14 protein-coding genes and 1 pseudogene are annotated in these 20,466 nt (G+C 72.1%); 1 reads left to right on the top strand and 14 read right to left on the bottom strand.

Annotation, left to right across the window (positions count from 1 at the left end; genetic code table 11):
• Positions 1 to 49: 49 nt before the first annotated feature.
• The 13 genes and pseudogenes from ABD793_RS28505 to ABD793_RS28445 all read right to left on the bottom strand — a co-directional run bounded on the left by ABD793_RS28505 (position 50) and on the right by ABD793_RS28445 (position 17,513).
• A complete protein-coding gene (locus ABD793_RS28505; RefSeq protein ID WP_344865491.1) occupies positions 50 to 937 on the bottom strand; it encodes an alpha/beta fold hydrolase in 888 nt (295 codons plus the stop codon).
• Between the two features lie 254 nt (positions 938 to 1,191).
• Complete coding sequence (locus tag ABD793_RS28500; RefSeq protein WP_344865489.1) at positions 1,192 to 4,491, bottom strand: serine hydrolase; 3,300 nt, start codon at positions 4,489 to 4,491, stop codon at positions 1,192 to 1,194.
• A gap of 261 nt (positions 4,492 to 4,752) precedes the next feature.
• Positions 4,753 to 5,631 carry a serine hydrolase gene (locus ABD793_RS28495; protein WP_344865487.1) on the bottom strand — a complete coding sequence of 293 codons (879 nt, stop codon included), beginning with the start codon at positions 5,629 to 5,631 and terminating at the stop codon, positions 4,753 to 4,755.
• A gap of 18 nt (positions 5,632 to 5,649) precedes the next feature.
• Positions 5,650 to 6,819 (bottom strand): annotated as a pseudogene (locus ABD793_RS28490) (MFS transporter).
• 631 nt (positions 6,820 to 7,450) lie between these two features.
• Positions 7,451 to 9,133: a PucR family transcriptional regulator gene (locus ABD793_RS28485; protein WP_344865485.1), complete on the bottom strand. Its 1,683-nt coding sequence runs from the start codon at positions 9,131 to 9,133 to the stop codon at positions 7,451 to 7,453.
• A gap of 77 nt (positions 9,134 to 9,210) precedes the next feature.
• Positions 9,211 to 10,317 (bottom strand): o-succinylbenzoate synthase, encoded by a 1,107-nt coding sequence (gene menC, locus ABD793_RS28480; RefSeq protein WP_344865483.1) that lies wholly within the window; start codon positions 10,315 to 10,317, stop codon positions 9,211 to 9,213.
• Positions 10,314 to 11,186, bottom strand: coding sequence for a GNAT family N-acetyltransferase (locus ABD793_RS28475; RefSeq protein WP_344865481.1), 873 nt, complete (start codon positions 11,184 to 11,186; stop codon positions 10,314 to 10,316). The genes menC and ABD793_RS28475 overlap by 4 nt, the downstream gene beginning before the upstream one ends.
• A 53-nt stretch (positions 11,187 to 11,239) precedes the next feature.
• Positions 11,240 to 12,385 carry a M20 family metallopeptidase gene (locus tag ABD793_RS28470; protein ID WP_425548785.1) on the bottom strand — a complete coding sequence of 382 codons (1,146 nt, stop codon included), beginning with the start codon at positions 12,383 to 12,385 and terminating at the stop codon, positions 11,240 to 11,242.
• Positions 12,382 to 13,857 (bottom strand): amidohydrolase family protein, encoded by a 1,476-nt coding sequence (locus tag ABD793_RS28465; protein WP_344865479.1) that lies wholly within the window; start codon positions 13,855 to 13,857, stop codon positions 12,382 to 12,384. The genes ABD793_RS28470 and ABD793_RS28465 overlap by 4 nt, the downstream gene beginning before the upstream one ends.
• Positions 13,858 to 13,979: 122 nt before the next feature.
• Positions 13,980 to 14,201 (bottom strand): MmyB family transcriptional regulator, encoded by a 222-nt coding sequence (locus ABD793_RS28460; RefSeq protein WP_344865477.1) that lies wholly within the window; start codon positions 14,199 to 14,201, stop codon positions 13,980 to 13,982.
• Positions 14,202 to 14,719: 518 nt separating this feature from the next.
• On the bottom strand, positions 14,720 to 15,892 hold the full coding sequence (locus tag ABD793_RS28455; RefSeq protein ID WP_344865475.1) for a GDSL-type esterase/lipase family protein: 1,173 nt from the start codon (positions 15,890 to 15,892) through the stop codon (positions 14,720 to 14,722).
• On the bottom strand, positions 15,889 to 16,482 hold the full coding sequence (locus ABD793_RS28450; protein WP_344865473.1) for a TetR/AcrR family transcriptional regulator: 594 nt from the start codon (positions 16,480 to 16,482) through the stop codon (positions 15,889 to 15,891). Before ABD793_RS28450 ends, ABD793_RS28455 begins: the two co-directional genes overlap by 4 nt.
• 98 nt (positions 16,483 to 16,580) lie before the next feature.
• Positions 16,581 to 17,513, bottom strand: coding sequence for a zinc-binding dehydrogenase (locus ABD793_RS28445; RefSeq protein ID WP_344865471.1), 933 nt, complete (start codon positions 17,511 to 17,513; stop codon positions 16,581 to 16,583).
• Positions 17,514 to 17,611: 98 nt separating this feature from the next.
• On the opposite strand from ABD793_RS28445, the gene ABD793_RS28440 reads away from it, so the two are divergent.
• Positions 17,612 to 18,268, top strand: a complete 657-nt coding sequence (locus tag ABD793_RS28440) for a TetR family transcriptional regulator (protein ID WP_344865469.1) — start codon at positions 17,612 to 17,614, stop codon at positions 18,266 to 18,268.
• A gap of 9 nt (positions 18,269 to 18,277) precedes the next feature.
• On the opposite strand, the gene ABD793_RS28435 is transcribed toward ABD793_RS28440, so the two are convergent.
• A complete protein-coding gene (locus ABD793_RS28435) occupies positions 18,278 to 20,341 on the bottom strand; it encodes a phosphocholine-specific phospholipase C (RefSeq protein WP_344865467.1) in 2,064 nt (687 codons plus the stop codon).
• Positions 20,342 to 20,466 lie beyond the last annotated feature (125 nt).

Raw genomic sequence — 20,466 nt, 5'->3', positions numbered from 1 at the left:
GCCGGAGCAGCGGCTCCGGTCGGTGCACCGTCCCGGTGCGCGGCGAGGTTCACCCGTTGCTGCGGAAGAAACCGCGCAACGCCGCGGTGACCTGCTCCGGTTGTTCTTCCGGGAGGTAGTGGTCGCACGGCAGTGCCTGGCCTCGCACGTCACCGGCGTAGTCCTGCCAGACCCGCAGGACGTCGTAGGTGCGGCCGACGAAGCTGTGTTCGCCCCACAGCGCCAGCACCGGCGGGAGCACCGCGCGGCCGGCATCCTCCTCGTCGTGGGTCAGGTCGAGCCCTGCCGCCGCGCGGTAGTCCGAACAGGACGCCGCGATCGCGGCCTCGTCGAAACAGCGGACGTACTCGGCCACCGCAGCCGGGTCGAACGGTGTTCCGCCGTGGTGGCGGGCGCGCATCCTGGCCGTGATCCAGAATTCCGGGTCGGCGCCGATCAGCCGTTCCGGGATCCCGCCGCCCGCGGCGAGGAAGAACCAGTGGTAGTAGCCGAGCCCGAACTCCCGGTCGGCGTGCGCGAAGGCGTGCCGGGTCGGCACGATGTCCAGTACCGCCAGTGCGGACACCGCCTCCGGCACGTCGAGCGCGAGCCGGTGCCCGACCCGGCCACCACGGTCGTGGCCCGCCACCGCGAACCGCTCGAAACCGAGCGACCGCATGACGAGCACCTGGTCCCGGGCCATGGTGCGCTTGGCGTACTCGGCGTCGCCGGGCGACGGCGCGGGTTTGCCGCTGTCCCCGTAGCCGCGCAGATCGGCCAGCACCACGGTGTGGTCTTCCGCGAGCGCGGGCGCGACGTGGTGCCAGATCGCGTGCGTTTGCGGGTATCCGTGCAGCAGCAGGACCGGCGGTCCGGAACCGCCGACCACGCAGTGGATCGGCACGCCGTCGGCGTCCACCGAACGGCGCGTGAAGGAGGCGGGCAGCGGCAAGCTCATACGGCTGTCTCCGGTCGGTTGCTGGTTCGCTCGGCCAGGAACGCTCCGATCACGACGAGCGTACGACAGCCCTCGCGGCGGCCTCCCCGTCGCGAGGGTTGCTGCTGGAGGTCCGATCACGAGGACTGGGCCGGCGTCGCTGCCGTTTGCCGGCCACGTCGGCGCGCCGGCGGCGGATCTCCTTGCCGCGCCGCCGGCATTCTCTGGCTACGACGAAATACCGGACGCTCCCGGTCAGCTGCCGGGTGACCGGTTCAGGACACCTTCGGGGTTGCCCGCACGCCGGTGTGCACGTATCGCTGCCCGGTCGGCAGGGTGTAGAACACCACCGAGCTCCACGAGCGGGTGCCGGGCGCGCGGCAGACGAACTGCGAACCGCTCACCGGGAGCAGGTCGTACTCGGCTGTCGGGTCCGGCACCACTTCGGCGAGCGGGCCGTGCACCGTCTGCCGGATCCGCAGGCCGTGCTCGCCCTCGAACACCTCCATGCGCAGCGACGCCCGTTCGTACTCGCCGAGGTACTCGCGCACGTCGCCCGGCTGTGGTTCCGGGGCCGGTTCCACCGGGCTCGGCACCTCGAGACCGGCCAGATCGGCGAAGATCTCGTGGAACAGCTCGTGGTACAGGTCGCCGGTGCTGCCGCCGTTGGTGAGCAGCACGACCGCCAGTCCCTGCTCCGGCAGCAACCGCAGGAAGGCCGACTGGCCGATGGTGCCGCCGTCGTGCCCGAGGACCAGGTGGCCGTCCCAGACGAACCGGATCCAGCCGAGGCCCCACGAGTCGCCGACGCTGTGCTTGTCCGGCAGGTCCACCTGTTTCCGGGTCATCGCGGCGGCCTGCTCCGCGCCGAGCACGCGCCCGCCGTCCGGGCCGAGGCCGCCGGTGAGGTGCAGTCTGGCGAAGGCCAGCACGTCTTCCGCCGACGCGGTGACGAGACCGGCCGGGCCCATCGAACGAGGCAGTGTCCAGATCGGCGCCGGCTGCGGTTCGGCGTCCTCGGGCGCGATGTGCCCGACCGCGGCGCGGAACAGCAGCGCCTCCTCCGGCAGCGTCACGGTGTGGGTCAGGCCGAGCGGCTCGAACAGCCGCTCACGCAGCACCGCGTCCCACGGCTTGCCGGTCAGCTTCTCGAGCACCCGGCCGGCGAGCACGAACCCCGCGTTGCAGTAGGAGAACGTGGCACCCAGCGGATGGTTCTGCGGAACGTCGGCGAGCAGGCCGACGTACTTCTCGACGCAATCGTCGCCGCGGCCGGTGTCGGTGAAGACGTCACCGTCGATACCGCTGGTGTGGCTCAGCAGGTGCCGCATCGTCACCTGCTTCGCGACGTCCGGATCGGCCAGCGCCAGCTCCGGCAGCACGTCCGCGACCGGCGCGTCCAGGTCCAGCAGGCCCTCCTCGGCGAGCTGCATGGCCACGGTCGTGGTCCAGACCTTGGTGATCGAGCCGATCTGGAACAGCGCATCCTCGGTCACCTCGACCCCGGTCGCCTTGTTCAGCACACCCCAGCTCGCCAGCGCGGGCCGCTCGTCGCCGAGCCGCAGGATGCCCAGCGAGGCACCGGGAACGCGGTGCTTGCGCGCCAGCTCGCCCAACCGCCGCCGCCAGTGCCCGGCGTCGATCGGCGGCCGCTGCGTGGCGTACTGCTCGACCCAGCCGAGGACGCGGCGGTTGAAGTCCTGCCGGTGCGACAGTTGTCCGTCCACAATGAACACATGTGCCGCACCGGGGTAGAGCACCAGCCGGGTCGGCACATCCCGCTCGCGCAGTGCGGAGAACCACTGCTCGGCCTGCCCCACCGGGCACCGGTCGTCGGCGGCGCCGTGCAGGACGAGCGTCGGGGTGCGCACCTGCCCGACCTGCGCGAGCGGCGAGTCCGCGCGCTCCGCCCCGGCCAGTTCGGCGACATCCAGATAGTGCCCGGCGTCGGACGTCCCCGCCATGCTCACCAAGTCGCTGACCACCCCGCCCGCGACCGCCGCGGCGAACCGGTCGTCGTGGCTGGTCAGGTAGCAGGTCATGAAGCCGCCGTAGCTGTAGCCGGTCACCGCGAGCCGGTCCGCGTCCGCGGTCCCTTCGGCCACGAGCTGATCGAGCGGTTCGAGGAAGTCACGGGCGTCGTTCCGGCCCCACGCGCCGACTGCCGCGGTGTAGAAGGCTTCGCCGTACCCGTCGCTGCCCCGGGGGTTCAGCAACAGCACCGCCCAGCCGCGCGCGGCCAGTTCCTGGTGGTAGAGGTGGACTGCGTCGGCGGTGGCGTTCCACGCGTTGTGCGGACCGCCGTGGATGTCGAGCAGCAACGGAAGCGGGCCACTGCGCTCGGGGTCGCGCAGCAACCAGCCTTGTACGACCGTACCGTCCGACACGGTGAATTCCCGCTCCTCGTGGGTGAACGGCTCGATGTCGGCGGGGCTGTGCTGCGTGCGAACCTCCGCGGTGTCCCCGGTGACAGTGGCGATTTCGCCGTACGACGCGGGCGTCGCCAGCACGATCGCCGCGGTGCCACCGGCAACCGACAGCCCGGATACCGTGGTGCCCGCGCCGCCGACGACGAGCCGTGGCGTGCCGCCCTCGATGTCGACCGTGTAGAGGTGGGTGCACCCGCGGTCCCGGACGCAGAACAGCACCGCGCCCTCGCCGCTCGGCTGCGGGGCCGCGCCCGGGTAGGCCGGACCGCCCGGCATGACGTTGCGGTCCAGGACCGCCGCGAGATCCGTGACTTCCCCGCCCTCGAGCGGCACGCGCAGCAGACCGGCGTGTCCGGGCCGGGTGTCGGCGCGGCCGACGACGAGCAGGGCGCGGCCGTCGGGGGTCCAGGTCACCGTGTCGCAGACGCCGTCACCGGAGCCGACGAGGCGGGGTTCGGCGAGGCGGTCCGCCGGGTCGAGAACGTAGGCACCGGAACGGAAAGTGAGGTCCGCACGGGGATCGGGGGCGGCAGCGAAGGCCAGCAGACCGCCGTCCGGGGACCACGCGGGGTCGCCGGCGTGCCAGTCGCCCGAGGTGACCTGCCGGACTTCGCCGGAGGCGACGTCGAGAACGTGCACGTGCTTGCGGGTCGTGCCCAGCAGTCCCGCACCGTCGGCCTTGAAGTCCAGCCGTTCGGTGGTCACCGGCCCGCTCGTCCGCCGGGTCCGGGCGGAATCGTCCTCCCCCGGTTCGGCGGCGAGGTCGACCGGTGCGGAAAAGGCGATCGCACCGCCGTCCGGCCGCCACACCGGGCTGCCCGCGCCGAGCGGAAGCGTCGTGACCTGCTCCGCTTCACCCCCGTCGGACGGCAGCAGCCACACCTGGCCCGGACCGTCCTGCGCCCGGACGAACGCGATCCGCGCACCGTCGGGCGACCACGCCGGGGCGGTGTCCGCGCTGCCCCGGGTCAGCTGCCGCGCCGTCCCGCCACCGGCCGGGATCTGCCACAGCGCATGGGTGTCCCGATCGGTGTCCCGGTCGGCGGTCCGCAGCACGTACACGATCCGGCCGCCGTCCGGGGACAACGCGGGCTGCTGCGGGAACGCCAGGCCGGCCAGGTCGTCGATACGCGGGCGTCGGGTCATGCGAGCGGCCTCCTGGGGATGGCGGAATCGGCGGGACGACGGGCGGTGCACGCCCTGGCCACGGGGGTGCCGGGCGCCGGGACTGGCGGATCTTCGAGCCGGGTACGCAGCTCGTCGGGTCCGGCCATGATCACCTTCCGTCCGGATCGGTCCGCGGCAATGCCGCCATGCTAGGTCGGCGGCGGGCAGGCCGGTTCGTCCGAACCGATGAGTCCGGTGCCGGATTTCGGGTACCGGGTACGAACCCGGCGTGCCCGGACGTCACGGCCGCAGCCACCCGACCGCTCGTGCGGCGGCGAACCCGAGGAAGCGGTCCCGTTCCGGCACCTGTCCCCTGGCGTCGGCCGCTTCGGTGAAGACCGCCACCGCGTACCGGCCGCCGTCCGGGTATTCGACGACTCCGACCTCGTTGCGCACGGTCGGCAACGTGCCGGTCTTGCCGCTGATCCGGATGCGGTCGTCGGCGAAGCCCGAGCGCAGCCGGTGCGGCCACACCTGCAGGCCCATCCACCGCCGCACGTCCGCACAGGCTGCCGGTGGTGCCGCTTCGTCCCGCCAGACGAGCCCGAGCAGCCGGGTCATCTCCTCGGCGGTGGTGCGGCAGGTGTGCTCCGGCTGCAGCGCTCGCAACGACGCCAGCTGCGCCGGGCTGAGCGCGGTGAGCTGCCGTTCGCCGTCGGCGTAATCCGCGCCGAGGTCCGTCCCGATGGTCCGCAGCAGTTCCCCGCAGTCCTGCGGGACCACGGTGTGCTCGAAACCGAGATGCCGCAACAGTTTCGCAACCGCGTCCCGGCCGATCCGCGCGAGGATCAGGTCGGTCGCGACGTTGTCGCTGATGCCGATCATCAGCACCGCCAGGTCGTGCCACGACATGGTGACCTCGTGCCGGAAGGTGGCCAGCCCGTAGGGGCTCGGCGTCGGATGCCCCGGCGCGACGGTGATCGGCTCCGCCAGGTCGAGCTCACCCGCCGCGGCCTGCCGGGCGAGTTCGAGCGCGACCGGGACCTTGAACACCGACGCCGTGACCACCGGTTCGGCGGCTCCGATCGCCACCCGGCCCGGCCCGTCGAGGTCGGCCGCATGCAACCGGACCCGCACGCCGAGGGCGGCGGCCCGGTCGGTGATCTCCGTTGTCCGCACCGGACACTCCTTCCGTCTTCACCCGGCCAGGCTGAAGTCCTCGGCGCGCTGCGGCACCCAGAACGCGATCACGGCGGTGAGCAGGGTGGTCACCACGAGGAAACCGAACGCCGCCGAATAGGAGAAGTGCTCGGCGAGCCAGCCCATCGCCACCGGCGCGACCGCGCCGGCCACCTGGCCGCCGAAGTTCATGATCCCCGCGCCCACCCCGGTCAGCGCGGGCGGCAGCACCCGCAGCGGGAGCCCGAACACGCCCATCGTGGCCAGGCCGAACACGCCGGCCGCGAGGGTTTCGTAGACGGTGAACGCGGTGGTGCTGCCCGCGGAGAGCATCAGCAGCAGGAGCACCACGGTCACCAGTGCGATGGCGCTGAGGAACCAGCGGGCCTTGTCGTGGAAGAACCGGTCGAACAGCCAGCCGCCGAGGATCGTCGTGCCGATGCTGACCAGCATCGGGATCGCGGCGAGCACGCCGGTCTGCGTCAGCGACAGGTGCCTCGCCTCGACCAGGTAGCTGGGCACCCAGGTGATCAGGCCCTAGCTGAGCATGTTCGTCACGCAGAACAGCAGCGCGAACTTCCAAATCACCCCCGCGCGCAGCACCCGCGACCGCGGCACCGCAGGAGCGTCGGTCTCCCCCGGCAGGCGGGTCAGCCGGTCCGGCAGCCGCTTCGGCAGCACGGCCCACACCGCGACGCCGATCAGCGCGCCGCAGCCTGCCATCCACAGGAAGGTGTGCCGCCAGCCGACGGCCATCAGCAGCGGCCCGACGATCAGCGGTGCGAGCCCGGACCCGATACCGCTCGCGGAGAGCATCACGCCGGCCGCGGTGCCCCGGTTGGCCGGGGTGGTCCGCTCGGCGATCGCCTTGAACGAGGCGGCCGGGAAACACCCCTGGCACACCCCGAACAGCGCACGCACCAGCAGCAGCACCCCGAAGGTGCCCGCCATCCCGGTCAGCGCGGTGAACCCGGACCACAGCACGAGCGTGACGAGCATCGGCACGCGCGAGCCGTAGCGGTCGGCCAGGAACCCGGCCGGGATCTGGCAGGCGAGGTAGACCAGCGCGAAGACGGTGACCAGCCAGCCCTGCGCGGTCTTGCCGAGCCCGAATTCCGCGCCGATCGAGGGCAGCGCCATGCTGATCGCGAACCGGTCGATGTAGTCGACCGACCAGGCCAGCAGCATGACGCCCATGGTCACGAGCGCGGTCCGGTTGATCCGCCGTGCAGTCCAGAACTCGCCGGCCTGGGTGTCCACAGTGGTCATCGTCGACCTTTCGTCCGCGGACCGGGGCTTGCGCCGCCGGTGCCCCAGTCTGGACAACCCGGCGAGGCCGGGGTTCGTACCGCACCACGAACCTTGCGCGGCATTTCCGGACCGGGCCACCAGGAGCAGACGGTCAGCCCCCGCCGCCCACCGCCGAACCACCAGAAGACCGGAGCCGACCCGGACAGCAGGCGGTCGGCCCCGCCTCGACCACCCGACCGCCAGAACCCGCCGGCCGCCCCAGCACCAAGCCGGTCAAGCACCACCCACCACCCGGCCACCGCAACCCACCACAGGCCCGAACACCAACCCGATCAACCCCCACCCACCACCCGGCCACCGCAACCCACCACAGGCCCGAACACCAACCCGATCAACCCCCGCCCACCACCGGGCTGCCGCAACCCGACAGCCGCCCCAGCACCAACCCGATCAACCCCCGCCCACCGCCAGGCTGCCGCAACCCACCGGCCGCCCGAACACCAAGCCGGTCAAGCACCACCCACCACCCGGCCACCGCAACCCACCACAGGCCCGAACACCAACCCGATCAACCCTCGCCCGCCGTCGGGGTGCCGGAGCCCGGCGGTGGCCCTGGCAGCAGGCGCAGCTGCAGCATTGCCGCGAACCGTTGTTCCGGATCGTCCAGGTCGATCTCGCCCACCTCCGCCAGGCGGCGCAGCCGGTACCGGAAGGTGTTCGGGTGGACGTAGGCCTTCGCCGCGGCTGCCACCACGTCGCCGAAAGCGTCGAGCCAGCAGCGCAGCGTGTGCACGAGCTGCGACTGGTGCCGCTCGTCGTAGTCCAGCAGCCGCGCGAGCGGCCCGCCCACCTCGTCGCCGCGGGCCGCCGCCAGATCCGCCAGTTCCAGCATCAGTGCGTCCACGTGCACGTCCGAGACGATGGCCACCCGGCGCGGCCCGTCCTGCGCGAGCAGCACCCGCAGCGCCCGGTCCGCGCCCGCGCGGGAACGCCCGAATCCGGACCCGTCCGTGGCAGGCGGGCCGATACCGATCGCCGCGGCCACCCGGTGACCGGTGCGTTCCAGGAACGCACCGGCGAGCCGCACCGCCCGGTCCGCGCAATCCTCCTCACCGCCGGGCATCGGCACGATCCCGTACGCGACCTCGCCCACCAGTGCGACCGCCGATCGCGGCTGGACCGCGCTCAGGTGCATGGCCAGTGCGTCCGCGAGCCGCTGGCGTTCGGCCACCCGGCGGACGTCGTCCGCCCCGCGCTCGGTCTCCGGATCACCGGCAAGGCCCATCGCCAGCACGGTCGCCTGCTGGCCGAGCAGTCCGAGCCGCGCGATCGCCTCGGGTGCCGCCGGACCGCCTTCCAGCGCGGTACTCACCAGATCCGCCCGCAACCTGCGTTCGACGTCCGCGCCGGCCCGCAACCGCAGCAGGTGCAACGCGACCACCTTCGAGGCGTCGATGAGCGCCTGCGTGCGCTCCGCGGTGAGCGGCCCCGGCACCGCCGCCCAGATCGACCCGAGGATCTCGTCGCCCGCGCGCACGGCCATCGCCACCCGCGGCACGTCCATCTCGAAGTCCTGCTCCGCCGGGTCGACGTAGACCGGACCCGGTTCGCGGTAGAGGCGTTCGAAGACGCCTGCCCGCGTCAGGCCGCGGGTGTAGCGCTGGGGCACCTGCCTGCCCAGGATCGTCTCGACCCGGCCCTGATCGGCCTCGTCCTGCCGTCCGGAGAAGGCCAGCACCCGCGAGGCCCGGTCCTCGATGGTGACCGGCCCGTCCAGCAGCGCCGCCACCGCGTTGGCCAGCGCGAACAGATCCCCGGACGGCACTCCGCCCAGGGTCTGCGGACTGCCCTCGCCGACGTCGCCCTCGGCCAGCAGGGTGCGCAGCATCGCGGCGAGATGCGCCCACGAAGCGCCGGTGGCAAGGCCGAGCAGCGCGACGCCGGACTTCTCCGCGGCCCGGCGCACCTCCGGCGTCGGCTCGACCGGTACCCGCACGACAAGTGCCGCCGCGCCCCGGCCGCCGTAGCTGTGCAGCAGCCGCACGACCTCGTCCGGCTCCCGCACACCGACGCCCAGCACCACCGCACTGGCCGAAGGCAGCGCGGTGTCCAGCGGATCGTGGATGACCACCCCGCCGAGCGTGCGTCGCGGGCTCCGCACGCCCGCGACCGGTTCCAGGAGCACATCGCCGAGGTCTTCGAGCACGCGCGCCAGGCTCGTGTGGGGTTTGGCAGGCACCGGCGTCAGCACCACCCGACCTTAAACCGCGCGGACACCGGACCGGGTTGGTCCGGGTGCACCGAATCTAGCACCGGATTCGTCCGCGGCTACGAACCGAGCCAGACCTTTCCGGTACCGGCCGCGGCCAGCGCGTCCGGGATCGGGGTGACGCCGAGGCCCGGCCCGGCCGGCACCGGCAGGTGCCCGCCGTCCAGCACGAACGGCTCGGTGATATCGGTGCGGTAGAAGCGATCCGATGCCGAGGTGTCCCCGGGCAGGGTGAACCCGGGCAGCGACGCGAGCGCGACGTTCGCCGCCCGGCCCAGTCCGGTCTCGATCATCCCGCCGCACCACACCGGCACGCCGTGCGCGGCGCAGACGTCGTGCACCCGCCTGGCCTCCAGGTACCCGCCGACCCGGCCGGGCTTGATGTTCACGATCCGGCAGGCGCCGAGCGCGATCGCGTCCGCGGCCGAGCGGGCCGAGACGATCGACTCGTCGAGGCAGATCGGGGTCCGCAGGTGCCGGGCCAGTTCGGCGTGCCCGCGCACGTCCTCCTCCTCCAGCGGCTGCTCGATCAGCAGCAGCCCGAACGGGTCGAGCCGCTGCAGCTGCGGTACGTCCGAGAGGGTGTAGGCGGTGTTGGCGTCCACCTGCAGCAGCACGTCGTCGCCGAAGCGCTCGCGGACCGCCCGCACCGGCTCGACGTCCCAGCCGGGCTCGATCTTGAGCTTGATCCGCAGGTACCCGGCGTCGAGGTAACCGCCGACGGCGTCGAGCAGCTGCGGGATCGTGTCCATGATGCCGATCGACACCCCGCACGGCACGGAGTCCTTTGTGGACCCGAGCAGCGTCCCGAAAGACATCCCGTGCGTGCGCAGTTCGGCATCGAGCACCGCCATCTCCAGCGCGGCCTTGGCCATCCGGTGTCCCTTGAACGGCGCCAGCAGCGGAGCGACCTTGTTCGCGGTCACCTCTCCACCGTGCAGCAGCGCCGGTACCAGGAAGGTCCGCAGCACGTGTTCGGCGCCGTCGACGTATTCCGAGGAATACAGCGGATCGGCCATCGTCACGCATTCGCCCCAGCCCTCGCCGTCCGGGGTCACCACGCGCACGAGCAACACCTCACGCACGTGCTGCGTGCCGAACGACGTCCGGAACGGTGCCACCAGCGGCATCCGGACCCGCAGCAGCTCGACGCCATCGAGTTTCACGAGCACTCCTTCGTCACGACGTACCATCCGGCCCGGTCGAATCCGGTGACCGCGGCCCCCGCTGCGAGCAATCCGGGCAGCACTTCGCCCAGCGCGCTCCGCCAGGAACGCGCCAGCGCGGGATCGGTTTTCCGTACCGCCTCGATGTCCGGCGGCACCGCGACCAGTGCGACCCGGGCGTCCGCCGGTCCGGGCACCGGGCGTCCGTCGGAGTCGGCCGACAGCGCGAGTGCCGCGCCCTGGCTGCGCAGCTCGTTCAGGTCCAGCTGCGGCGGATCACCGAGTGCCGCGGCCCGGACCTGCGCGTCGGCGAGATCCCAGGTGATCAGGATCCGGTCGGTGCGGGTGGCGCCGTTGATGCCGTCGCGCATCGGACCGTAGAAGTCCGGCAGGTAACTCGCCGCGCGGGCGGCGAGCTTCGTCAGGTTGAAATGCGCGTTGCGGCGTACCAGCGGGTCGAAGGTCCAGGAGATCGTGCGGACGTCCTGGCGCAGCACCCACGCGCGCTGGTGTTGTTTGAGCGCGAAGCCCAGGCCGCGGCCGAGTCCCCCGGGCGCGACGCCGGCGATGTGGCTGTGCAGCCCCTTCGGCGGCGGTCCGAAGAACCCGAAACAGGCACCCAGCAGCTCGCCGCCTTCGAACGCGCCCGCGACGTAGTTGCCCGCCGCGGACATCGCCCGCAGCAGTTCGGTGGTCACCGGCCGGTTTCCCGGTTCCGGCCGCCAGATCGAGTCGAAGAGCCGGCATCCGGCGGACAGCTCGGCGAGCTCGGTCAGCTCGCGGATCTCCACCTGCGCGGCGTCGGCCGCCGCGATCGCCGCACGCTCCGCTTCGGCGCGCACCGGGGTGTTCGTCACGAGATCAGTCACCGGGCCATTCTTTCCGGCCGCCGCCGGCGCGTCACCGTCGTGCTGCACCGGAATCACCCGGCGGTTTCGTCGGCACGGACGGAAAAGCCGTTACCCGGCACGGTTTCGGTGAGCACGGTTTCGGTCAGCGCAGTCAGCAGGGCGGTCCGGTGCGGCAGCTCCGCCACGAGCACGTGCTCGTGGTCGGCGTGCGCGCCGCCACCCACCGCGCCGAGCCCGTCGAGCGTCGGAATTCCGAGCCCTGCGGTGAAATTGCCGTCCGAGGCACCGCCGACGGACGCCTCGGCGAGCGGTCCGAGACCGAGGTCCGCCGCCAGCCTGCCGGCCAGCTCGAACAACCCCGCCGACGCGGCTGCTTCCAGCGGCGGCCGGTTGATCCCGCCCGCGATGTGCACGCGCGAGCCGTCCAGCACCGGCGCCAGGCTGCGGACCGCCCGGTCCACCCGCTGCTGTTCCGCGGCGTCCCACGCGCGCACGTCGACCGCCACGCTTGCCGCCGCCGGGACGGTGTTCGTCGTCGTACCGGCGGAAAGCGCGGTCGGCACGACGGTCGTGCCACGCTCGGCGTCGGCGAGCCCGGACACCGCCAGGATCTGGTGTGCGATCTCGACGCCGGCATTGACCCCCTTCTCCGGTTCCAGCCCGGCGTGCGCGGCACGCCCGGTGATCTCGATCCGGTACTGGGAAACGCCTTTGCGACGGCATTTCAGCGCGCCGCCGTCCGCGGACGCCTCGAGCACGAACACCGCCGCACAGCCGCGGGCCGCGTCCTCGATCAACGGCCGCGATCGGGGGGAGCCGATTTCCTCGTCGCCGGTGACGAGGATCGTGAGGCCCTCTCGGTCTTCGAGTGCGGCGGCGGCGTGCAGGGCCATCACCACGCCCGCCTTCATGTCGAAACACCCCGGACCGCGCAGTACCCCGTCGCGCACGGAAAACGGGTGGGTACCCAGCGATCCGAGCGGCCACACGGTGTCGTGGTGGCCGAGCAGCAGGACCCGCGCCGGACCGGTGCCGAACCCCCAGCGCAGATGCGTGCACCCGTCCGTGCGAAGGAATTCCGGCTCCGCGCCCAGCAGGCGACGGCCGATCGCCGCCACCACCTCGGCGCTGCGGGCGACCGCCTCGTGGTCCTCCGACGGCGATTCGCAGGACACCAGAGCTTCGATGTCCGCGAGCAGCGTGTCCGGCTCGATCATCGGCGTTCCCCTCGCAACGGGCGTCCGGGCAGTGCATCGGTGCGCAGCACACCGTCCGCGACGACCGGCACCCCGCCGACGTACAGGTGTTTGATGCCGTTCGAGGGCCGCGTCGGATCGGCGTAGGTCGCGGTATCGGTGATCGTCGCCGGGTCCAGTACCACCAGGTCTGCGTCGGCGCCGGCGGCGAGGTGCCCCTTCGCGGCCGCGGCCGGAGCGACGTCGTCGAGGATCCGGGAGGGCAGATACGAGCAGCGCCGGAAGGCTTCCAGCCAGGTCCAGGTCCCGGTTTCGCGCACCATCAACCGCAGCGTCTTGGCGAAGGTGCCCGCCGTGCGCGGGTGTGTCGATCCGCCCGGTGGCAGCGGCCATTCGGTGCTCTCGTGCCGTCCGTCCGGCCAGTACACCGGCATCGCGTCGCTGGCGACGACCGCGTCCGGGAAGGCGAGCGCCCGCTGCAGCAACCCGCGGTCACGCTCGGTCCGTTCGTCGAGGAACTCCAGCAGACACGGCGCGCCCGGATCGTCGGCCCGGAGCTGCCGCAGCCGTCCCTGGTCGGCAACCCGCTCCCCGGTCTCGAGCATGACGACGCTGGAGGGGCCGAGTCCCTTCAGGCGCAAGCGTTCCGGTGAGATGAACGCGGCGCCGACCGCGGTGCTGCCCGCGCCGTAGGGATAGGCCTCGACGGTGACGCGGGACCCCGCCTGCCGCGATCGGTCCAGGGTGGCGAGCACTCGGTCGACGTGCCGGCCGGAGGTGCTGTTGACGTGACAGTGGTGCATCGTCGCACCGGTTTCCGCCGCGAGGTCGGCGATTTCCGCGGAGCCGTCGGCCGGCGTGTCCGGGTCGACCTCGACCAGCTCCCGGACGTGGGTGTAGGTCGGCACTCCGGCCTTCGCCGCGAGCCGGGCGACGGCCCGGAATTCCGCGGGGTCGCTGGCCGGCGCGTACCCCATCAGGATCCCGATCCCGAGCGCGCCCGCGGCGAGTTCACCGTCCAGAAGGGACAGCCAGGTGGCCAGCTCACGCGGGGACGAGGACCGTTGCCACTGCGGGTTGCCGAGCACCGCCAGCCCGGACTCGATCCGCGCGTCGGGCGTGATGCCGGCGTGCGCCTGTGCCCGCGCGCTGCCCCAGGACGCGGAGAAGCCGTAGTGCAGCGGCCGCCCGGCCGCGGCCGCCTCGGCGTAGGCCCGTTCGATCGGCATCAGCCCGGCCTCGAGGTCGAGGGCGGTGGTGACACCGTCCATCGCCTGCAGCCGCTGCCCGGCGATGGAGTGCACGTGACTGTGCAGATCGAGGAACCCGGGCCCGACCACGAGCCCGCCGACGTCGACGACAGCCGCCCCGTCCGGCGCGTCGAGCCCCGGCGCGACCGCGCTGACCTCGGCATCGGTCACCAGCACGTCGGCGACGCCGTCGAAACCTCGGCCAGGGTCGACGACCCGGCCGCCCCGCAAGAGTGTCTGCATCGGTGGTCTCCTCCCGAGCGCCGGTGACCTCCCGACCCTAGGCGCCGCCCTGGCGGCGCCGGTTCGTCCGCAACGACGAACCGGCACCCCGGCCTCCATCCGCGCGGACGAACGCCCCGGCCCTACCCGCGTGCCGCGCGGGTCGCGTCGTCGACGGGCACGAGCACACGCAGCCGCGGCTGCCTCGCCGGTACTCTCTGCAGCTGGTGCAGCTCCAACGCGCCGAGCCGCGCGTGCCGGATCGTCTTGCGCGCCGGTTCGTAGGCGCGGACGTCGTGCTCGGCCCACCACGAGCGGAACACCGGGCGCACCGCGGACAGTTCGCCCGCGCCGTCGCACGCCATCCGTCCACATCGGACCGTTCCGTGCCGGGCAGCCACCACAGCAGGTTGCGGCGCGGCAGGACGTCCAGGCGCGGGCCCAGCAGGTACGCCGGATGCGGCCGCAGTGCGTCGACGATCGCCACCAGATCCGACGGCGCCTCGTGCGGATAACCCCCACCGCCGATCGGGCGGATGACACCGGCGACGACGGGCGCCGGCGCCCGTCGTCGGCGCGACCGAGATCGGCGGGCCGGTCCAACGCGCGGTGCGTGCGCAGGAAGTCCGTCAGCTCGCGGCCGAAGCTGGTGGTGCCGCACCCACGGCAAGCGCTCCTCTCCACCTTTCCGCCCGGCCGGGACAGCCTGCGCAGCAGAACACAGACGAACGCGGTCCCCGGCTACCTGACCGGCACCTGGACCGTCGACCCCGGCCATTCCGAGGTCTCGTTCACCGTCCGGCACCTGATTCGGCCTCGACGGCGGCGGGGTCGTGGCCGGCGACCGGATCGAGATCGCCCTGGAGATCCAGGCGGTGCTGGATCAGGACTGAACCGCAGCGCTCCCGCGGCTCGCGAACGGGCCGTCCGGCGCGAACGCGTAGCCGGCGAAGCGTTCCGCGATCAGCCGGTGCGTGTCGGTGTCCGGGTGGAGGGCATCGGGCAGCGGATGCTCGGCAGCATCCTTTTCGCCGTAGAGCGCGGTTCCGTCCAGGTAGTGGAGATTCGCGTCGTCCGTCCGGCGTTCGGCCACTTCGGACAGCGCATCGCGCACGGTCCGCAGGGTGAGCCGGCCGCGTTGCCCGTCTGCAGGATCCCCGGTCGCGACGAACTTGATCCGGCCCTCGCCGAAGGCGTCCGGGTCGAAGGCGCCCGGACCGGGGGTGTCCTCGTGGATTTCGCAGAAGGTCGGTGAAATCAGCACCAGCGGCGTGTCCGGGTGCCCGTCGCGGATGGTGTCCAGGAAACCGTGCACGGCGGGAACGAACGCACGCAGGTGCATCGCGTCGAGGTTCACCACGTTGATGCCGAACTTCACGCTGATGAACTCGGCAGGCGAATCCCGCATTACCCGCGCGGTGAACTGGTCCACCATCGCACTGCCGCCGAAACCGAGGTTGCGCAGCTCGACCCCGCCGAGGCGGGCCGCGACGGCAGGCCAGATCCGGGCGGGCGTGGCCGCGTTCGAACCCTGGCTGATCGAGCTGCCGTGGTGCAGCCAGACCGGCCCGCCGGGCTCGGCGGGCCGGACCGGCTCGTCCGTGCGCAGTTCGGCGAGCTCGACCGATTCATAGTGCGGCAGCCACAACTCCACGAGCTTGTCGCCCTCGGGCAATCCGCGGAAGGCCACCGGATACGCGGCCCCGGTACGGAGCTCGGACTGCCCGGTTCCGAGGTCGACCTCGACGGTGTCGCCGCCGTCCAGCGTCTCGCTCGCGAACAGTGCCCCGTCGACGACGAGATCGACGCTGCCACGGGGACGGTCCACGCCCCGGTACGCCACCCGCGTCGGATGGATGACCAGTTCGACGGTCCGCGCGGCGGTCCGCACGGCCACGCGCACGCCGGAGGGCTGCCGTTGCACCATCAGCAGCTGCGGATCGGGGAATTGCGCACGCACCCAGGCCGGCAGCCGGTGCGGCCGCACGCCGCGGCCGGTCTCCTCCAGCTCGGCGGCGCCGCGGAAGAGCGGGGCGGTCAGCGGTGTGGTGATCACGGTGCGGTGGTGTCCTTTCCGGATTCGGCGGGCCAGGCCCGCAGGAGCACGTCGAGCACCTCGACGGTCTTCCGCCAGGAGACCTCGGGCGAGGGCGTGCTGTGGTCGAAACTGCCGATGCGTTCCAGCGCCAGGTAGCCGTTGATGGTGCTGCCCAGCAACCGCACCGCGTGCACGTGCTCGGCGGCGGGCACCGGATAGCCGCGGAGCACCGCGGCAGTCAGCGCGACCACCTCACGGGCGGCGTCCGACCGCACCACGGCTTCGCCGGCACGCCGCTGGAGCGACTGCCATCGACCGGGTCTCTCCCGCGCGTACGTGCGATAGACAGTGGCGTATCCCTCGAGCGCCGCCCGCCCAGCGCGGCCGGCGACCACCTCGGCGATACGGGCGACGAGCTCCGAAAGCGCGAGCGCGCCGATCCCGTCCAGCAACGCCTCCCGATCCCGGACATGCGAATACAGGCTGGGCGTCCGTACGCCGAGACGGCGCGCCACTGCCGACAAGGTGACGGCCTCGAAACCGCTCTCGTCGGCAAGCGCCGCCGCTTCGGCGATGACCGAGGCAGTGGTGAGAGGAGTACGGGTCACCACATCAACCTACACTATATAGGTAGATGCCTACTGGCCATAGGGACGGACGTCCGGCAGGATCGGGCGATTCCAGCCGCCCGACCCGCCGGACGGGTTCAGCGGACTTCCAGCACCGCCTTGCCGTGGAGCCGGCGTTCGCGCAGTGCGACGAGTGCCTCGGCCGCCGATTCCCAGCTGCCACGCCAGGAGATCTGCGGATCGAGCACACCGGTCGCAACCTGCCGGACGAGCCAGGCCAGATCGGGGCCGATCCCGGATTCGTCGCCGAGGAAGAAGGTCACGATCGAACGGTCGTGCCTGCCCGGGATGCCGATCAGCGCGCCCTGGGGGAACCGGTCCGGCTCACCGCTCGCGTGCCCGACCGAGACCAGCACACCGTGCGCGGCCAGCCGGTCGAACGCCGCGACCAGCTGGCTGCCGCCGACGGTGTCGAGCACGCCGTGGACTTCCCCCTCGAACGCACCGGGTCCGGCCACCACCTCGTGCGCGCCGAGCCGGACGAGGCTCTCGCCGTGCACGTCCGGGCTCCCGGTCGAGGCGAGCACGTGCGCACCGCCGAGCCGGGCGAGCTGCACCGCGTAACGGCCGACCCCGCCGGTCGCGCCGGTCACCAGGATCCGGCGGCCGAGCAGCGGCCCGGTCCGGTGCAGTGCCCGCAGTGCACTGGCCGCCGCGACCGGGACGGTGCTCATCGCGCCCAGATCGGCACCGGCCGGCACCTCGGCGAGCACTCCGGCGGTCGGCACCGCGACCAGCTCGGCCCAGGAACCGCCGCCGGCGGTGACCAGGACGACCGGCGTGCCTGCCGCCGGTCCGCTGCCGTCGGCGGCCTGCCGTTCGACGATCCCGGCCGCCTCCCACCCCGGCACGGCACCGTCCGCGCTGTCGGCGAGCAGTTCGGTCTCCCCGAAATTCAGGGACAACGCGACGGTCCGGACCAGCGCCTCGGACGGCGCGGGATCCGGATCGGCGACGGTACCGAGGCGGATACCGGCAGGGGTGCCGCGATCGGCGAGCAGAGCACGCATGAGGAGAACCTTTCCCGTGGACGGATCCTGTACACACCAAAGTGCCACTGAGTGGCATGTGCGTGCAAGTGGCGCTCGGCACGCGGTAGCCTGCACTGGTGAACGAGCCCGCCGAACGCCACGCCCTGCCGCTGCGCGAACGCAAGAAGCTGCGCACCCGGCGCGACCTGGTGGACACCGCGCTCCGGCTGTTCACCGAGCGCGGGTTCGACGCGGTCACCCTTGACGAGCTGTGTGCGCGGGTGGAGGTCTCCAAACGCACGTTCTTCCGCTACTTCACGAGCAAGGAGGAAGTGGCGAACGCGCCGTTCCGGGAGCTCTGGACCAAGGTGCTCGACGAGCTGTCGGTGACCGAACCGGCGGACCGGCCGATGCTGGAGCTGTTCGGCGACGCGCTGGTGTCCACAGTGGAACGGATGACGGTGGACGACGCCGGATGGCTGCTGGCCGCGCAACGGCTCTCGGGGCAGCATCCGGCGCTGGTCGCACATGCGCTGCAGTTCTGCGAACAGCACACGCTGGCGGTGCTCGACCTGCTGCGGGACCGGTTCGGGCTCGACCCGGAGCGGGACCCCCGGCCCCGGCTGCTGTGCGATCTGGCGCTGGCCGTCTACCGCCACGCACTGGCCGGCTGGCAGGAACACGCCGACCGGCATCCGGCCGACCCACCGTCCACAACGGACTTCAGCACCCGCTACCGCGCGGCCGTGGCGGCACTGCGGGACAGCCTCACGCTCACCCCGCAGCCGCGCTGACGGCGCCGGTCAGGCCGTGGTGACCGCCGGATCACCGGTCGAGGCCGCACCGGTCTCGACGTGCCCGGCGACCCGCCGGACGAACGCCTCGTCGCGGTCGGTCCGCACGGTGATGTCGTACCACCGGTTGGCCTTGTCCACACCCCAGCCGGGCACGTCCTCGGACGCACCGGCGGCGACTTCGTAGGTGTAGGACTCGGCCGCGTCGTAGGCATCGGTCGCGGTGAACCGCACAGCCGCGTCGGTGGGGTTGGCGAAGGTGAGGGTGACGTGTCCGCCCGCCGCGTCATGCCGCGCAACGACCTCCGGTCCCACCGCGCCCGCGGTGCCGGCCAATTCGCGCAGCCAGCCGTTCGGGCCGAACACGGAAAGCTGATACTCGCCGTCCGGCAGCGCCCAGCTGTCGGTCAACGACTGGCCCGCACCCACCGTGTACACCCACGGGTAGTCCGTGCGGACCGCAGAGGTGACGTGGAAGACTGCGCCGGCACCCCCGGAGTTGGTGAAGTTCAGGTGCATCCGGCCGTCCTTCGCCTGCGCATCGACCGCGAGGTCGTACGGCAGCGGACGGGCCTTGCGCAGCCCGGATTCCTGTCCGGGCACCGCACCACCGGCCGGCGGCACCGGGTGGTAGTCGGGCGGCGAGGTGTGGTCCGGCGGCGGGGCGTAACCGCCGGTGTCGGGCAGGCTCGGCACCGCGGTGTTCGCCCCGGTGAAGTCGAAGGCACCGGTCAGGTCGCCGCACACCGCGCGCCGCCAGTCCGAGACGTTCGGGTTGTGCACGCCGAAGCGCTTTTCGACGAGCTGGATGATCGAGGTGTGGTCGAAGGTCTGCGAACAGACCCAGCCGCCGGTGCTCCACGGCGAGACGACCAGCATCGGCACCCGCGGCCCCAGCCCGTAGGGCACGTCCTTGGCGTAGGAGGCGTCCGCACCGCCGGAGTAGACCTCGGTCTGGACGTCCACAGTGGACAGGCCGCGGTCCGCGGAGACCGGCGGGACCGGCGGCATCGCGTGGTCGAAGAAGCCGTCGTTCTCGTCGTAGGTGATCAGCAGCGCCGTTTTGCTCCACACCTCCGGATTCGAGGTGAGCGCGTCGAGGACGCCGGAGATGTACCAGGCACCGTAGTTGGCGGGCCAGGACGGGTGTTCGCAGTACGCCTCGGGCGCGGCGATCCAGGACACCGAGGGCAGGGCGCCGGACTGCACGTCGGCGCGGAGCCGGTCGAAGAGCCCGTCGCCGTTCTGCACGCTGGTGCCGGTGCGCGCCTTGTCGTAGAGCGGATCTCCGGGCTTGGCGTTGCGGTACTGGTCGAAGTAGAGCAGCGAATTGTCGCCGTAGTTGCCGAGGTAGGGATCCTTGGTCCAGCCCCAGCTGCCCGCGGCGTCCAGCCCGGTCCCGGTGTCCTGGTAGATCTTCCAGGACACCCCGGCCTTTTCCAGCAGCTCCGGGAAGGTCGTCCAGCCGTAGCCGGCTTCCTCGTTGCCGAGCACCGGTCCGCCGCCGGACCCGTCGTTGCCCACCCAGCCGCTGTAGAGGTAATAGCGGTTGGGGTCGGTGGAGGACTGCAGTGAGCAGTGGTAGGCGTCGCAGACGGTGAACGCGTCGGCCAGCGCGTAGTGGAACGGGATGTCCCGGCGCGTGAGGTAGGCCATGGTCGTGGTGCCCTTGGCCGGGATCCAGTTGTCCCAGTGGCCCTCGTGCCACGCGCTGTGCGTGCCGTTCCAGTCGTGGTTGAGGTCTTCGATGAAGGTGAGACCGAGATTGTCCTCGTCGGGCCGGAACGGCCACGTCACCTGGTTGCTGTCGTCCGCCTGGTGCCACACGGATTCCCCGCTGGGCAGGGCGACCGGCCGAGGGTCACCGAAGCCGCGTACCCCGTTCAGCGTGCCGAAATAGTGGTCGAACGACCGATTTTCCTGCATCAGCACCACGATGTGCTCGACGTCGGCGAGCGTCCCGCTGCGGATCGCGGGCGGGATGGCCGCCGCACGGGCAACGCTCGGCATCGCCGAGGAGACCGCCGCGGCCGCGGCCGCCTGCAGGAACCTGCGCCGGTTGACCGATGGCATAGTCGTCTCCTCGCGGCTGCGGTCGCCATTCCGTGTCCTCCCCGGATACGACCCCACCGCGGGAACGGAACGTGGTTGGCCCCTCGGGCAAACGCCCGAATGATGCGGCGCCCGCGGACACCCTG

This window comes from Amycolatopsis ultiminotia, assembly GCF_039536925.1.
Taxonomy (GTDB): Bacteria; Actinomycetota; Actinomycetes; order Mycobacteriales; family Pseudonocardiaceae; genus Amycolatopsis; species Amycolatopsis ultiminotia.
Note: the sequence above shows the minus strand (reverse complement) of the source record. Positions and strands in the feature narration are given on the sequence as shown.

What these genes read in the sequence shown, in the direction of transcription:
- ABD793_RS28505 (WP_344865491.1), bottom strand. Translation starts at nt 937, where the DNA reads ATGAGCTTGCCGCTGCCCGCCTCCTTCACGCGCCGTTCGGTGGACGCC.
- ABD793_RS28500 (WP_344865489.1), bottom strand. Translation starts at nt 4,491, where the DNA reads ATGACCCGACGCCCGCGTATCGACGACCTGGCCGGCCTGGCGTTCCCG.
- ABD793_RS28470 (WP_425548785.1), bottom strand. Translation starts at nt 12,385, where the DNA reads ATGATCGAGCCGGACACGCTGCTCGCGGACATCGAAGCTCTGGTGTCC.
- ABD793_RS28465 (WP_344865479.1), bottom strand. Translation starts at nt 13,857, where the DNA reads ATGCAGACACTCTTGCGGGGCGGCCGGGTCGTCGACCCTGGCCGAGGT.
- ABD793_RS28460 (WP_344865477.1), bottom strand. Translation starts at nt 14,201, where the DNA reads ATGGCGTGCGACGGCGCGGGCGAACTGTCCGCGGTGCGCCCGGTGTTC.
- ABD793_RS28445 (WP_344865471.1), bottom strand. Translation starts at nt 17,513, where the DNA reads ATGCGTGCTCTGCTCGCCGATCGCGGCACCCCTGCCGGTATCCGCCTC.
- ABD793_RS28435 (WP_344865467.1), bottom strand. Translation starts at nt 20,341, where the DNA reads ATGCCATCGGTCAACCGGCGCAGGTTCCTGCAGGCGGCCGCGGCCGCG.